12 protein-coding genes are annotated in these 15,040 nt (G+C 57.6%); 6 read left to right on the top strand and 6 right to left on the bottom strand.

Features of this window, described 5'->3' with window-relative positions; all coding sequences use genetic code 11:
* The first annotated feature begins 15 nt into the window (after window positions 1-15).
* The 3 genes from rpsI (at window position 16) to glmM (ending at window position 3,356) form a co-directional block, all read left to right on the top strand.
* Window positions 16-507, top strand: a complete 492-nt coding sequence (gene rpsI, locus HMPREF2527_RS05260) for a 30S ribosomal protein S9 (protein ID WP_005505036.1) — start codon at window positions 16-18, stop codon at window positions 505-507.
* Window positions 508-687: 180 nt separating this feature from the next.
* Window positions 688-1,755 (top strand): polyphosphate kinase 2, encoded by a 1,068-nt coding sequence (ppk2, locus tag HMPREF2527_RS05255; RefSeq protein ID WP_049346444.1) that lies wholly within the window; start codon window positions 688-690, stop codon window positions 1,753-1,755.
* 242 nt (window positions 1,756-1,997) lie between these two features.
* Window positions 1,998-3,356: a phosphoglucosamine mutase gene (gene glmM, locus HMPREF2527_RS05250; RefSeq protein WP_070506905.1), complete on the top strand. Its 1,359-nt coding sequence runs from the start codon at window positions 1,998-2,000 to the stop codon at window positions 3,354-3,356.
* A 163-nt stretch (window positions 3,357-3,519) separates the two neighbouring features.
* Here the strand turns inward: glmM and mscL are convergent, their stop codons facing one another.
* The 3 genes from mscL to coaA all read right to left on the bottom strand — a co-directional run bounded on the left by mscL (window position 3,520) and on the right by coaA (window position 6,219).
* Window positions 3,520-3,900, bottom strand: coding sequence for a large conductance mechanosensitive channel protein MscL (gene mscL, locus HMPREF2527_RS05245; protein WP_070506904.1), 381 nt, complete (start codon window positions 3,898-3,900; stop codon window positions 3,520-3,522).
* 292 nt (window positions 3,901-4,192) lie between these two features.
* The gene (locus HMPREF2527_RS05240) at window positions 4,193-5,101 is read right to left on the bottom strand and encodes a M15 family metallopeptidase (protein ID WP_070506902.1); all 909 of its coding nucleotides are present in this window, start codon (window positions 5,099-5,101) and stop codon (window positions 4,193-4,195) included.
* A gap of 161 nt (window positions 5,102-5,262) precedes the next feature.
* A complete protein-coding gene (gene coaA / locus HMPREF2527_RS05235) occupies window positions 5,263-6,219 on the bottom strand; it encodes a type I pantothenate kinase (RefSeq protein ID WP_070506900.1) in 957 nt (318 codons plus the stop codon).
* Window positions 6,220-6,403: 184 nt separating this feature from the next.
* Between coaA and glmS the strand changes: the two genes are divergently transcribed.
* From glmS to HMPREF2527_RS05220, 3 genes are all read left to right on the top strand, one after another.
* Complete coding sequence (gene glmS / locus HMPREF2527_RS05230) at window positions 6,404-8,287, top strand: glutamine--fructose-6-phosphate transaminase (isomerizing) (protein ID WP_070506897.1); 1,884 nt, start codon at window positions 6,404-6,406, stop codon at window positions 8,285-8,287.
* 265 nt (window positions 8,288-8,552) lie between these two features.
* Window positions 8,553-8,993, top strand: a complete 441-nt coding sequence (locus tag HMPREF2527_RS05225) for a holo-ACP synthase (protein WP_044150219.1) — start codon at window positions 8,553-8,555, stop codon at window positions 8,991-8,993.
* 85 nt (window positions 8,994-9,078) lie between these two features.
* Window positions 9,079-10,665 (top strand): bifunctional ADP-dependent NAD(P)H-hydrate dehydratase/NAD(P)H-hydrate epimerase, encoded by a 1,587-nt coding sequence (locus HMPREF2527_RS05220; RefSeq protein WP_070506895.1) that lies wholly within the window; start codon window positions 9,079-9,081, stop codon window positions 10,663-10,665.
* A 223-nt stretch (window positions 10,666-10,888) separates the two neighbouring features.
* Here HMPREF2527_RS05220 and HMPREF2527_RS05215 read toward each other — a convergent pair whose 3' ends face one another.
* The 3 genes from HMPREF2527_RS05215 to HMPREF2527_RS05205 form a co-directional block, all read right to left on the bottom strand.
* On the bottom strand, window positions 10,889-12,370 hold the full coding sequence (locus HMPREF2527_RS05215) for a sugar transferase (RefSeq protein ID WP_044150222.1): 1,482 nt from the start codon (window positions 12,368-12,370) through the stop codon (window positions 10,889-10,891).
* 509 nt (window positions 12,371-12,879) lie between these two features.
* A complete protein-coding gene (locus HMPREF2527_RS05210) occupies window positions 12,880-13,662 on the bottom strand; it encodes a phosphatase (RefSeq protein WP_070506892.1) in 783 nt (260 codons plus the stop codon).
* Between the two features lie 28 nt (window positions 13,663-13,690).
* Window positions 13,691-14,953 (bottom strand): glycosyltransferase, encoded by a 1,263-nt coding sequence (locus HMPREF2527_RS05205; RefSeq protein ID WP_070506890.1) that lies wholly within the window; start codon window positions 14,951-14,953, stop codon window positions 13,691-13,693.
* Window positions 14,954-15,040: the final 87 nt, after the last annotated feature.

Below are 15,040 nucleotides of genomic sequence, written 5' to 3'. Positions count from 1 at the left end.
ACAATAGGAGAAATCGTGGCTCAGAACGAAGAGCAGATCGTAGTCGAGGAAGAGCTGACCAGCTACACCTCGGAGTCCGCTGCCCCCGCAGCGGCTAAGGCAGCACGTCCGGCACTGACCGTTGCAGGCGCAGCAGTTGGTCGCCGCAAGGAAGCAGTCGCACGCGTTCGCGTTGTGCCCGGTTCCGGCAACTGGACCATCAACGGTCGTAGCCTGGAAGACTACTTCCCCAACAAGCTGCACCAGCAGGACGTCAACCAGCCCTTCAAGCTCCTGGAGCTCGAGGGCGCATACGACGTCATCGCACGCATCAACGGTGGTGGCCCCTCCGGTCAGGCAGGTGCTCTGCGCCTGGGTATCGCTCGTGCACTGAACGAGATTGACCGCGAGAACAACCGCCCCGCACTGAAGAAGGCTGGTTACCTGACCCGTGACGCACGCGTCATCGAGCGTAAGAAGGCTGGTCTTAAGAAGGCACGCAAGGCTTCGCAGTTCTCCAAGCGTTAATCGCTGGTTTTCACGAAGCGTTACGCCCCGCTTCTCCTTCGGGAGAGTCGGGGCGTTTTGCGTATCTACTCACCGTGAGCGTTACAAGGTTATAGGGTGCATATAACTGTTACGTTTGTTCATCGAAGAGCACACCGGTAGAGTTAAAGAGTCAAAGCAGACAGGAAGAAAAGAGTACTCATGGCAGAGCAGAATCCCTCCACCCAGCCCGAAGAGAAGGCAGTGGAGGCTCCTCAGACTGAAGCCCACCAGCACGCCGCTGGAGGCGCACACGCACACACCGGTTCTGAGAAGAAACAAGCCATCAAGGAAGCCCTGAAGCCCCAGGCACGCCGCACCTCCGTTGTCGAAGACTACTCGGCAGAGCTGGACGAAATGGCTTCCCTCACCCGCGCCCTCGGCAAGGACAAGAAGGACGACGAAACCTCGCAGGCATGGAAGAAGGGTTACCCCTACGACACCAAGCTCAGCCGTAAGGCATACGAGAAGGAAAAGCGTGCCCTGCAGATTGAGCTGCTGAAGTTGCAGCTCTGGGCTAAGTCCACCGGTCAGAAGATCCTCATCATCTTCGAAGGCCGTGACGCAGCAGGTAAGGGTGGCTCCATCAAGCGCTTCACCGAGCACCTGAACCCCCGTGGCGCTCGCGTTGTGGCACTGGAGAAGCCGACCGATATCGAGCAGACCCAGTGGTACTTCCAGCGTTACATCAAGCACCTGCCCTCCGGCGGCGAAATCGTCCTGATGGACCGCTCCTGGTACAACCGTGCCGGCGTTGAGCGCGTTATGGGCTACTGCACCCAGGCACAGTACTTCGAGTTCATGCGCGAAGTTCCGGACCTGGAGCGCATGCTGGTGAACTCCGGTATCCACATCATCAAGTTCTGGTTCTCCGTCACCCGCGAAGAGCAGCTCGCACGCTTCACCTCCCGCCGTACCGACCCGGTTCGCCAGTGGAAGCTTTCCCCCACCGACCTGGCATCCCTGGATAAGTGGGACGACTACACCGCGGCAAAGGAAGCAATGTTCTTCTACACCCACACCGGTGACGCTCCCTGGACCGTTATCAAGTCCAACGACAAGAAGCGCGCACGTCTGGAAGCAATGCGTTACGTGCTCTCCCAGTTCGACTACCCCTCCAAGGATGAGGCAGTCGTGGGCGAGCTCGACTCGCTGATCGTTCGCTCCGCATCACACGTCTTCGAGGACGAGTCCGGTGACTCCCCCGACGGCTTCCCCGTCGTCAAGTAAGCGTTGAGAGATAAGGGAGAGTAACAACTCAACCTTGCGGCGGTATAACCGCTAAACAGCTTGCCCTGTGAAGGTGTCTGCCTCTCTTTTCCCTCTCTGGGAACTGAGAGCAGGCACCTTTGCGCGTCTACAGAAACATTAGCTATGAAGCAGATATGTAGCCGCTGAAAATCACTTTCTGATTCTGAAGAAAATACGGTGTATGCGCCTAAGCAGAGTTACGCACAACGTAAAATAAAAGGGTGACTGAACGACTTTTTGGAACCGACGGCGTACGCGGTCTGGCAAACGATGTAATTACTCCCGCCCTGGCTATGGAGCTCGCGCAGGCGGCTTCTATTGTTCTGGGCTTTGACACGGTAGAAGAGGGCGTACGCCCCCGTGCCGTGATTGCAAATGACTCCCGATCCTCTGCAGACTTTATTGTCTCTGCGATGAAGGCTGGCTTCGCTAGCGCAGGTGTTGACGTGCTGGATGCCGGCATTGTCCCCACCCCCGCAGCAGCTTACCTGGTGGCACACACCGGTGCTGACTTCGGCGTGATGATTTCTGCATCGCACAACCCTGCAGCGGACAACGGTATTAAGTTCCTGGCTCGTGGCGGCCAGAAGCTGGAAGACTCCGTTGAGGACGCTATTGAGCGCGTTTACCGCGAGAAGTCCTTCCGCTACCCGACCGGTGGTGCTGTGGGTACCGTCAAGCCCCTGGAGAACGGTACCGAGGCTTACGTGAAGCACCTGGTCTCCACCCTGCCCGATGGCAAGCCCCTCGCAGGCATGAAGATTGTTCTGGACTGTGCAAACGGTGCAGCCTACGCGGCGTCCCCGGCAACCTTCGAGGCACTGGGTGCAGAGGTCATCGCACTGGCTGTAGAGCCCAACGGCACCAACATCAACGACGGTGTGGGCTCCACCCACCCCGAGAAGCTGCAGGCAGCTGTCGTTGAGCACGGCGCGGACCTCGGTATCGCCCACGACGGTGACTCCGACCGTTGCCAGGCAGTTGACGAAAAGGGCAACCTGGTAGATGGCGACCAGATCATGGCTATCCTGGCTGTTGCCGCTAAGCGCGAAGGTAAGCTCGCAAAGGACACCCTCGTCGCAACCGTAATGAGCAGCCTGGGCCTGGAACTGTACCTGCGCGAGCACGGTATTACCCTGGGCCGTACCGCTGTGGGTGACCGCTACGTCCTCGAGTCTATGCGCGAGCACGGCTACAACCTTGGCGGCGAGCAGTCCGGCCACGTCATCATGAGCGACTACGCAACCACCGGTGACGGCGTTCTGACCGGCATCCAGCTGGCTGCAGAGGTGGCTCGTAGCGGTCAGACCCTCTCGGAGCTGGCATCGCGTATGCAGCCCACCCCGCAGCGTCTGATCAATGTCAAGGGTGTTGACCGTGCGGCTGTGAAGACCAATGAGGCGCTCGCTACCGCTGTGAGCGAGGCTGAGGGCGTACTGGGTGAGAGCGGCCGCGTGCTACTGCGTGCATCCGGCACCGAGCCTCTGGTGCGTGTGATGGTTGAAGCTGCAACTCAGGAGCAGGCTGATGAGGTTGCTCAGCAGCTGGCTGACGTTGTGGCTAAGGAACTGGCACTCTAAACGTATTCTTCCTTAGCGGAGGATCGAGAAAGGGCTGGGAAGGTAACATCTTCCCAGCCCTTCTTCGTTATCTTGATTGGGCGCAGGGGAAAGAGGATGCGGAAAACCCCCGCATCCACAGGGGATACGGGGGTTTGAAACTTAGTGGTAGAGAGCAGAGAAATTACTTCTTTGCCAGAGCGTCGCGGATCTCCTTCAGGAGGTCAAGCTCGGTCTCTTCCTTTTCAACAGCCTCGTCTTCAGCCTTCTTCTTAGCCAGTGCGAGTTCAGTCAGCTTCTGAGTGGGGATAACAACTGCGAAGTACACAGCAGCTGCAATCAGGACGAAGTTGACAACAGCGGTCAGGAACACGCCAACCTTGATCTGGCCGAAGACCAGGAACTCATCGAAGTTGGGGGAGCCAACCAGCATGGAGATAGCCGGCATCAGGACGGCCTGGACAAGTGCGGTCACCACAGCGGTGAAGGCGGTACCCATGATCAGACCAACTGCGAGGTCGATGACGTTACCGCGGATCAGAAAATCTTTAAAACCCTTAAGCATGAGATATAGAATAGCGCCTTTCGGGTGTTCAAAATGCCATATTCTGAGAAAATTTTCACTGTAAAGTATGTGTTTTTCTTCACAGTGGTTCTATGGCACTCAATACTTAAGGTCTAGGTCACATGAAGCTGACTAAAACTCTCTAAAACCTGCGAAAAACCGCGGATTTACAGGACTTGTACGCGAAAAAATATGCATCTACTGTGCCTATTTAATTCCGACATGGAAGCCAGAAATACGACACGCATCACCACTCGACGCACCGGACAAAGCCAAAAACTTAGCTCAGAGCCTAGTTCGCACTTGCATAGTCGGGTGCCGCACCCGTACCGATAAACTCCTCAAAAGTCTTCGCACCCGAAGACACATACTCCTGAGCAATCTGCACACCCACATAACGGTAATGCCACGGCTCAAAACGATAACCGGTCACCGACTGACGACCATCAGGGAAACGCAAAATATATCCGTAACGCGGAGCATTCTTCGCCAACCACTGACCAGCCAGCGTATCGCGGTAACACTCCTCCAGGCGGCAACCCTCAGGAGAAGCAAAATCAATCGCCAAACCCGTCTGATGCTCCGAATAGCCGGGACGAGCCGACAACTGATCCGCCACCTGCTGACCGTTCACCGAAACCCAATACTGATAGGTCTGCTGCTGCACCGCATACGAACGATACGCGCTAGAAACAAGCAGGGTCACGCCATCGGTCGCCGCCGCATCAATCATCGTGTCCGCCGCCTTAGCCGCCTCAGCACGCAATTGATGACCGTAGAACTCCACCAGGTCACTCGGCTCCCAGTCCTGTTGCTCAAAGGGGCGCATCTTATTTACGAGGCAACGCAACGAGTCCGGCTGAGACTCAACACTAGGCTGAGCAAGCGCCAACGGGGAAGAAGACACGCTCGCAGAAGCCGAAGCACTTGCAGAAGCACTGGTAGCAGAAGCAACAGGGGAGGGCGCGGCAGAAGAGGCTGCCGCAGGGGAAGAGGCGCTAGAAGAAGCCGCCGAAGCCGCCGCAGACTCAGAAGCACTCGCTGCAGAAGATGAAGAAGACGCACCCTGACCCTGCGAACCGCAAGCTGCCAATAGCGCCGTGCCACCAACTCCCAAAGCGGCACCCAAAAGAGTACGGCGATTCACCGCAGAACTATCAAAAGACTCCTGAGCGGTAGACGTACGGTGCAGGGACTTCACAATAACTCCTCATCATGGCGTAGGTGCATACAAAAGCACCGGAAGCCTAAACCCACCCCGTGAGGGAGTGGAGCCTCCGGCGCCTTCTACTAGAATGCACCACAAACGCGCTACACAGGCAACTAAAAGCCGCACACGAACGATAAAAACCTAAAGAACCTCTAGTTCTTACGCAGAAGAACCTGCTCCACGGTATGCTCGGCGCCCTTCTGCAGAATCAAATGCGCACGAGCACGAGTCGGCAAAACATTCTGCAACAGATTCGGCTCATTCACGCTCTTCCAAATGCCGGTCGCAACCTCAACCGCCTGCTCATCGCTCAGCTCCGCATAACGCTTGAAATACGACTCCGGATTCGCAAAAGCCGAAGAACGCAGAGTCAAGAAACGATTCACATACCAGCGCTCAATATCTTCAGTGCGGGCATCCACATAAATAGAGAAATCAAAGAAATCACTCAGCGTCAGATCAGAAGTCTCCGGCCCCTCAGCCTGAGAAGGCGCCAAAACATTCAAACCCTCAAGAATCAGCACATCCGGTGCCGTGACCTCAATATGCTCATCCGGCATGATGTCGTAATACAGGTGCGAATACTTCGGCGCCACCACACGCTCAGCACCGGACTTCACCTGCGACACAAAATTCAACAGGGTGCGGCGATCATAAGACTCCGGGAAACCCTTACGGTGCATAATGCCGCGACGCTGAAGCTCCGCGTTCGGGTACAAGAAACCATCCGTCGTCACCAACTGAACCTTCGGAGTCGAAGGCCAACGGCTCAAAAGAGCCTGCAAAATACGTGCCGTCGTCGACTTACCCACAGCAACAGAACCCGCCACACCAATAATGAACGGGACGCGGCGCTGAGACACATGCAGAAAATCATTCGTCATATGGTTCAACGAAGAAGCAGCAGTCACATACAGGTTAAGAAGACGAGAAACCGGCAGATAAATACGCTGCACCTCCTCAAGGTCGACAGTTTCACCCAGGCCTCGAAGAGACTCAATTTCCTCAGCACTGAGGGGAACAGAAATCTCATCGGCTAGGTGCGACCAACGGGAACGGTCAAGATGCATGAAGCGGTCATCGCCAGAAAAATACGGTGCGGTGCTCATTTATCTAAGTGTACGAACTTTCAGCCCGTGGGGAAAATATCTACTCTCACGGTATGTCTGAAGAAATAAATGTATGGAAAGAAAAGGGTAAAACCTGAAAAAGCCAGGAAAGCCACAATAAACGTGACGTATAACGGTATTTCACCGTGCGCATATCTGGATACTTGTGGGATAAACTTATAGCATGTGTGGAATCGTAGGATATGTAGGTCTGGACACTGCTCCGGACGGTAACAAGTTTGACCACAACGCATACGATGTGGTCCTCGAAGGTCTGCGCCGCCAGGAATACCGCGGCTATGACTCTGCTGGCGTGGCACTCGTGTGCCCCGACGGCATCGTATTCCGTAAGAAGGCAGGCAAGCTCCTGAACCTCGAAAACGAGGTTAAGGAAAACCCCCTGCCGGACTCCCAGATTGGTATCGGTCACACCCGTTGGGCTACCCACGGTGGACCCACCGACAACAACGCTCACCCCCACGTTGTCGACAACGGCCGCCTCGCCGTCGTACACAACGGTATTATCGAAAACTTCGCAGAACTGCGTGCCGAACTGCTCGCCGAAGGCGTAGAGTTCGCATCTCAGACCGACACCGAGGTAGCTGCAGCAACCATCGCAAGCATCTACAACAAGCTCGGTACCGGTGACCTCACCGAGGCAGTACGCGTCGCATCCAACCGCCTCGAAGGTGCATTTACCATCCTGGCTATCCACGCCGACCACCCGGACCGCGTTGTGGCAACCCGCCGCAACTCCCCGCTGGTCATCGGCCTGGGCGAGAACGAGAACTTCCTCGGCTCTGACGTCTCCGCGTTCATTGACTACACCAAGGAAGCCGTCGAAATGGGTCAGGACCAGATCGTGACCATCACCGGCAGCGACTACTCCATCATCGACTTCGAAGGCAACCCCGCAGAGGGCAAGCCCTTCCACATCGAATGGGACGCCGCAGCAGCTGAAAAGGGCGGCTTCAACTCCTTCATGGAGAAGGAAATCCACGAGCAGCCCACCGCAGTTGAGCAGACCCTCATGGGCCGCCTCGACGAAAACGGCAACCTCACCCTCGACGAACTGAACATTGACGACTCGGTGCTGCGCACCATCGACAAGATCATCGTCGTCGCATGTGGTACCGCAGCATACGCAGGCCAGGTGGCACGCTACGCCATCGAGCACTGGTGCCGCATCCCCACCGAGGTTGAGCTCGCACATGAGTTCCGCTACCGCGACCCCATCGTGAACGAGAAGACCCTCATCGTGGCACTCTCGCAGTCCGGCGAAACCATGGACACCCTGATGGCAGTGCGCCACGCACGCGAACAGGGTGCAAAGGTTATCTCCATCTGCAACACCCACGGCTCGACCCTGCCCCGCGAATCCGACGCTGCGCTGTACACCCACGCAGGCCCCGAAATCGCAGTGGCATCCACCAAGGCATTCCTGGCACAGATCACCGCAGCATACCTGCTTGGCCTGTACCTGGCACAGCTGCGCGGCAACAAGTACAAGGACGAAATTGCTTCGATCCTTGCCGAGCTGCAGAACATGCCCGCAAAGATCCAGAAGGTCCTCGACAACGACACCCAGGTCAAGGAACTGGGCGTCGAAATGAAGGATGCCTCCTCCGTGATCTTCCTTGGCCGCCACGTGGGCTTCCCCGTCGCAATGGAAGGCGCACTCAAGCTCAAGGAAATCACCTACATCCACGCTGAAGGCTTCGCAGCAGGCGAGCTCAAGCACGGCCCCATCGCACTGATCGATGAAGGCCAGCCGGTCATCGTAGTGGTTCCCTCCGCAAACGGTCGCGACTCCCTGCACGGCAAGGTCGTCTCCAACATCCAGGAAGTGCGCGCTCGCGGCGCCTTCACCATCGTCATCGCCGAGGAAGGCGACGAGGCCGTCAAGCCCTACGCAGACCGCCTCATCACCGTCCCGGCATGCCCCTCGCTGCTGCAGCCCCTGCTGGCAACTGTGCCCCTGCAGATCTTCGCATGCGCACTGGCAGAAGCTAAGGGCCTGGACGTTGACCAGCCGCGTAACCTCGCAAAGTCCGTGACCGTGGAGTAATCCTCTGGAGTAATCCTCGGAAATCGCCTCAGCGATAACGACAAGGGCGGTGGTTGAGTTCTTAGAGAACTTGACCACCGCCCTTGTCGTTTAACCTGGTGGTTATTCGTGGATGACCCAACAAAAATAGACGCTGTGAAACAGATATCAACTATGCGTCATATTTGCCGCTATCCCATCTAAAAGAAACGAATCTCGCTAGACTTAAAACAAGAGAAACCGCAAACAGGACGCGGCACCACCCCTAGCCCAGAAGGTGAAGCTCATGATCATGGGAATCGGCGTAGATACCGTCAACATCGAACGATTCGAACGAATCGTCACCGAAACACCAGCCTTCGTCCGCCGCGTCTTCACCCCCAACGAACGTACCCGGAATGTACGCTCCCAAGCCGTACGATTTGCCGCCAAAGAAGCCGTCGCAAAAGTACTCGGAGCACCCGCCGGACTCAACTGGCAAGACTGCGAAGTCGCCACCGCCGAAAGCGGCCAACCCTACCTCATCATTCAGGGCACCATCGCCCGCCGTGCTAAAGAACTCGGCATCAACCGCATCCACCTCTCGCTGACCCACGATGAACCCATCGCCATCGCCATCGCAACCGCCGAATACCTCAGCGATGCAGAACTGGCGCACCTGCAAAAGTTCAACCCCGAAAGCTACCGACTCAGCGTCATCGCCGGCGACGACACCGACGAAAACTAACGCCACCGACGATTAACGCAGAGCCACATCAACACCACACCCGGTGACCCCTAAGGCCCGCACGGTGCCACCCAAGGAGACAGCAATGAAGCTCATCTACACTGCTTCCCAGGTACGCGAAGCAGAAAAGCCCTACATCGAAGCCGCCGACTACGACGGCTACCTCATGCAACGCGCCGCAGACGCCGTCGCAGCCGAAGCACAGGACCTGCTCCGCGGCAAGGACAACGCCAAAATCCTGTTGCTCATCGGTCCGGGCAACAACGGCGCAGACACCATCTACGCCGGCGCCCGCCTTAGCGCCAAGGGTCACCGCGTTGATGCAGTCATCTTCGACTCCAGCGAAAAGAACCTCGAACTCATCGCCCGCGAAGGCGGCGAAGGCACCCGCGTGCTCGACCCCGAACACACCCACGAGCAGCTTGCCGGCTACGACCTGACCATCGACGGCATCCTGGGTACCGGCTCCAGCGGCGCCGTACGCGGTAGCGCCGGTGAATACCTTGGCGTACTCCGCGCCGCGCAGCTCGACGGTAAGCTCGGCGCAGTCCTCGCCGTCGACACCCCCTCCGGAGTCGACAACAACCGCGGAACCGTGCACGAACCCTCCCTGCGTGCCGACCGCACCGTCACCTTCATCGGTCACAAGCTGCCGGCAGGCACCAGCCACAGCGTCCACTCCGGAGACATCAAACTCTACGACCTGGGCGTGCCCGAAGCCCTCGACGCCCACAAGCCCGCCCTGCGTGTTCTCGACCGCGAAGACTACCGCGAACTCATCGAAATCCCCGACGAGCACTCCCACAAGTACACTCGCGGCGTACTCGGCATGCTCACTGGAAGCCTCGAATACCCCGGCGCAGCCCTCATGAGTGTGCGTGCTGCCCTCAACACCGGCGTTGGTATGGTTCGCTTCGGTGCCAACTCCCACGAGCTACGCCAGCTCATGATTGCCCACAACCCCGAAACCGTCTACTTCAGTGGCGCCCCCGCCCTGCAGAGGGTCACCGTCTGGGCCGGCGGCTCCGGATCCAGCCACGACTCGCTGGACAAGAACCGCTACCTGCTCCACTCGCCCGAACCCGCCATCCTCGACGCGGGCGCCTGCGACCTGGCGGCAGAATACCTGGCAACCGGTAAGCACCTCGGCTCCCACAAAATCCTCACCCCGCACGCCGCAGAGCTCGAACGCTTCCTGCGTATCGTGCACGAGCTCGCCCCCGAAACTTGGAAGAAGCACCTGGGCGACGCCATCGTACCCAGCCGCAAGGATATCGACGCAGAACCCTTCCGCTGGGTGCGCGCCGCCTCCGAACTCTCCGGCGCGACCGTCATGCTCAAGGGCGGCTACACGCTCATTGCGGCACCCAACGGCGCCACCTACAGCGTTGCCGGAGGAAGCCCCTGGCTCGCCACCGCAGGCAGCGGAGACACCCTCACCGGCATCTACGGCGCCCTGCTCGCCCAGACCGTAGCCGCCTTCGAAGCCCGCGGAGAAACCCTGGAAGACTGCACCTACGCCTCCATCGGTGCGCTCGCAGTCTACCTGCACGGTGAAGCCGCACGCGCCAGCACCACCGGAAGCGTCAAGGACGCGCTGCTGGGTCCCGCCCCGGCAACCCGCGTCGCGGATATGCTCCCCGAAGTCATTGCGCGACTCATCGCCGAATAGGGCAGAGGCGCCCAGTACGCCGCCTCCAAGCTAACGCCCTCAGGCGACCCCTGAGCGTCTCTCAAAGAACTAGGCAGAAGACACAAAGAAGGGGCGTGAATCCACCGGAAATGGATTCACGCCCCTTCTGTGCGTTTATATCAATGGATGATGCCAAGCTGCCTGTGCCGGAACAGCATCTTCAAAAACGGCATACATACCAGCGAGAGACCCCCAACTCTTCTTAGTACGCGCCTTCCTTAGCGAAAACCGCACGGACAGTACGCAGAAGAATAATGAGGTCACCGGTAAGCGACCAGTTCTCAACATAGTAGAGATCCAGACGAACCGACTCTTCCCAAGAAAGGTCACTACGGCCAGAAACCTGCCACAGACCGGTAATACCGGGCTTCACCAGCAGACGGCGGTACGCAATGTCCTCGTACTGCTCAACTTCCTCAACCAGCGGAGGACGCGGACCCACCAGCGACATATCGCCAATGAACACGTTCCACAGCTGAGGCAACTCATCAATCGAGTACTTACGGATGAACTTGCCGATGGGGGTAATACGCGGGTCGTCCTTCATCTTGAAGAGCACACCATTACCCTCGTTCTGCTCCAGGAGGCGCTTCTTAACCTCTTCGGCGTCAGTACGCATCGAACGGAACTTCACCATCTTGAACATTTCACCGTTCAGACCCACACGGTTCTGCAGGAAGAAGACCGGACCGCCATCACGCTTGACCAGCAGCGCCACCACCAGGAACAGCGGAGACAGCAGAATCAAACCCAGACCCGAAGACACAACATCCACAGCGCGCTTGAAGAACGCCGACAGACCGGTAATACGCGGCGTCGACACGTGCACCAGCGGCAGACCATTCAGCGGCTGCATGTGCATACGCGGACCAGCAATATCGGTCGTCGCAGGAGCCATAATCAGCGAAATATGCGCATCAGCAAGCTTCCAACCCAGCAGACGAACCTGATCCGGGCTCAAGTGGTGACCATTCGTAACCGCGACCATGTGAATATCGTTCTCGCGGATGGCCTCCATAATGTCAGCCGGAGAAGTGCTGTAACCAAGGACCGGAATCGGAGCGCCAGCAACAGTAGTACCCGGGGTGAAACCGGGCAGGTAGAACGCAGCGGGGGACAGGCCGGAAGCAACCACATCCTTCAGGTTCTTGTACAGGTGCTGACCGGTCGTCACATCAGAAATAATCATGACGCGAGTCAACGCACGACCGCGAGTACGCGAACGCACCAGACCCTGACGAATCAGCCAACGCTCAACGAGCAGAAGGAACAGACCCAGCGGGTAAGCAATCAGCAGGTACATACGGGTGACGTCAACCTTAAGGAAGAACGCCACAATAATCAGCAGGCAGAAAAAGTAAGTAGTACCGCGAGTAATGAGGCGGTACTCCTCAGTGCCGAACCCCATGATGCGCAGGCTGCGGGAGCCGTTCACCTGGAGGATAAACCACCAGCCGACAACCATACCAACGCCCAGGAAGATGTAATCAATAGCGGGAATACGGCCATCCAGGGCGTTAATAGGCCAAACGTTCACATAGGGCAGGTCAGCATTCTCCCACCCGAAACGAATCAGATGCGCAGCGACAACCGCAATAGCAATGGCGAGAAAATCGCCAAAGTAAAGGGCACGCTGAACCTTGGGATGCCAGCTTCGCTTGACGACGAAGTCTGAACCCCACATTTTTTTAAGACGATCTTGTACTTTCAACGGTGTAATCTTCCCCGGAAATTTGTCCTGTGTCGTGGACTGAGAGCGGCGAATAGGCACATTTACCCCTAATTATCGGTGAATAGGGAATCGTGTCCTAGTCTTTGTCCTGATGAATGAGTGAACCCTTAATCTTACTGAGTGAAAATAATGGCAGAGACTACGGCAAAGGCGCTGGTAAGACGCCTAGTGGAGCGTTATATGAGCCCACAGAGCGCATAAACGTGTTCCGTAAACTATTCTACGGGGTCGGGGGTCTTCCGTCTCGAAGAATGAAGAGGCAAAGTCGCTCCGGTGTGATGAAATCAATCACAGAAAAAGAAGAGAATAAGAGCCTCCGGGAAGAATGCCTAGTGGAGCTAAGAAACTCCCAAAACTACCGGTATGTTTCACGCACCTGCAGAAAAACAATAACCGGCATATAAAAAGACAAACCCCGGAGGCTCAATAACAAACCCTACGCACACGGCGTAAAAGGGACATTAAGGACGCTCAAGCCCCGCACGATCCAAAATGAAATCAATCATCGGCTCATAACGGCGCGGCGGAACGTTATCGTCCATCGGCACGCACACCGGCAAATCTCCCTGCTCAGCCGCAACAAACAGACCCGGATCATTACAATCCGCAATGCCAATCGTCAGCAGCTTACGAGTAGACGCCGCATAACCACCCATACCGTGATCCGAAACCACCAGGTCCGGGGTCACGCCACGCGCCTCCAGCTGATCCAAAGCGATGCGCATCGGGCCGGGGAAATGCGTATGCTGCAGGTTGCCGTACTGCTCAAACATCACGACATCCATAATCTGGCGGACGTCGCCGTCCAGGAAACGCTCGCCCTCCTCAATCTGAAGAACCTCAGCACCAGCAGCCTTCGCCGCCGCAGCCATCACCGCGTACATGGGGAACAAACCCGCCGGGTGACCGGTCGCAAACAGAATACGAGAACCCGCACGCACCGCCTCACCGAAGATACGGGCGTACTCCTCCAGCGCGCTGATGCACTGCTCAGCACCAATAGTGTCCTGGCCGTGAGTATGCGAACGGTCCGGGTTCAGACCCGCGCGGCGGACCATCACCTCAAACACCGAATCGTAATCCCACTCACGGGTCCACTGCACACCAAACTCAAGGTGCTCATTACCATCCAGGAAACCCTGAATGTGGTCCAGGTTATTCTCTCGGGCGGTTGCCACCTCGCCGGTAATACGCACAGAATCCAGGTACGCGGCGAACTCATTGCGGCTCATCGAGAAAGACATTAAAACTCCTCACAACGTGAAAAATACATTACTGCGAGATACCCTCACGTACCTCGGCATAAGCTTCCAGGGTCTTACGCGCCGTCTGCTCCCAACCCATCGTGCGGGCACGCGCAGCGGCGTTCGCACCCAACGAATGACGCAGATACGGGGCACGCACCAGACGCTCAATAGCCGCAGCCCAACGCTGCGGAGTACGAGGCGCCACCAGCAGACCCGTACGGTGGTTCTCCACCGCATAGCGCAGACCGTCAGCATCCGTAGCGAGCACCGCCGCGCCGCATGCCTGCGCCTCCAGCGCCACCAAACCGAACGTCTCAGATGAGGACGGGGACGCCACAATATCGGCGGCACGGAAAATATTCGCCAACTCAGACGCCGGAACCGGGTCCTTCAAATGCACCCGATCCGCCACACCCAGCTCAGCTGCACGCTGCAACAGGCGGCGCTCATAATCCGAATCGGAACGACCAATAATATCTACGTCCACCTGCAAATCATCGGGGAGCAGCGCGAGTGCCTCCACCAGCAGATGCGGGCCCTTCAACGGCTGAGGCCTACCGGCAAAAACAATGCGGCAACGAGTCTCAGAGGTGTCATTGAGCGGATGCACGCCAGGAATCGTATGGAAAATCGAGGTGTCAACACCCGGCGGGATAGTGGCAAGCTTCTGCGCGTCCGTACCGTAATACTCGCCCATCTGCTGCGCCTCCAGGGGAGTATTCACAATCACCCGGCTCGCGGAGCTACTCATCAGGCGCTCGGCGGCATAGCGCTCCTCGGGTTCGGGCGCCTCACCTTCGCCGCGGCGCGCATCCTTGGCAGCAGCCGTCGTATGCGGAGTAAAAAGAACAGGAACCGGGAAGCCAACGCCCTGAGCCGACCACAGGTCGGATGCACGAGCCGCAGCCTGACCCGACAGCCAATAGTGGGCGTGAATAATATCCGGGGTGTACAGTGCCTGCTCGACGCACGCCTGCGCAAAATCATCGGTGACCGCAGCCAGCTCGTTCTTCGAAAGACCACGGGCGGAGGGCAGATCAAGACTGTGGCGCACAAGGCGCTCGCCGGGCTGAGGAGGCTGACGGAACGGCGAATCGGTCGGAAGCGCCTCACCGCGATCCAGGGTGAAAACCTCAACCCGCAGCTCCGGATCCAGTTCCAGCATGGCATGCACCGACCGGGCAATATAGACGTTCATGCCGCCTGCATCTCCGCTACCGGGCTGCGCAAAAGGGTCGGTGTGCATGGAATACACGTGAACCGTCCGAACCGGCGGCAGAGTGCTCATCGATGCTTTCCTCTCTAAAGGGGTACCTGACCTAGTGTAGCGCGACAGGACTTTCGCACAGCGGGAGGTCTAGAATTTAGTAGAAGA

Origin of the sequence: Rothia sp. HMSC071B01, from assembly GCF_001808945.1 — a bacterium.
GTDB lineage: Bacteria > Actinomycetota > Actinomycetes > Actinomycetales > Micrococcaceae > Rothia.
This window is presented reverse-complemented; position numbering and strand designations above follow the sequence as displayed.

Excerpts from the sequence above, each read along its gene's own strand:
- HMPREF2527_RS05220 (WP_070506895.1), top strand. The coding sequence starts at position 9,079 with ATGAAGCTCATCTACACTGCTTCCCAGGTACGCGAAGCAGAAAAGCCC.
- glmS (WP_070506897.1), top strand. The coding sequence starts at position 6,404 with ATGTGTGGAATCGTAGGATATGTAGGTCTGGACACTGCTCCGGACGGT.
- ppk2 (WP_049346444.1), top strand. The coding sequence starts at position 688 with ATGGCAGAGCAGAATCCCTCCACCCAGCCCGAAGAGAAGGCAGTGGAG.
- HMPREF2527_RS05210 (WP_070506892.1), bottom strand. The coding sequence starts at position 13,662 with ATGTCTTTCTCGATGAGCCGCAATGAGTTCGCCGCGTACCTGGATTCT.
- HMPREF2527_RS05215 (WP_044150222.1), bottom strand. The coding sequence starts at position 12,370 with ATGTGGGGTTCAGACTTCGTCGTCAAGCGAAGCTGGCATCCCAAGGTT.
- HMPREF2527_RS05225 (WP_044150219.1), top strand. The coding sequence starts at position 8,553 with ATGATCATGGGAATCGGCGTAGATACCGTCAACATCGAACGATTCGAA.
- HMPREF2527_RS05205 (WP_070506890.1), bottom strand. The coding sequence starts at position 14,953 with ATGAGCACTCTGCCGCCGGTTCGGACGGTTCACGTGTATTCCATGCAC.
- coaA (WP_070506900.1), bottom strand. The coding sequence starts at position 6,219 with ATGAGCACCGCACCGTATTTTTCTGGCGATGACCGCTTCATGCATCTT.
- mscL (WP_070506904.1), bottom strand. The coding sequence starts at position 3,900 with ATGCTTAAGGGTTTTAAAGATTTTCTGATCCGCGGTAACGTCATCGAC.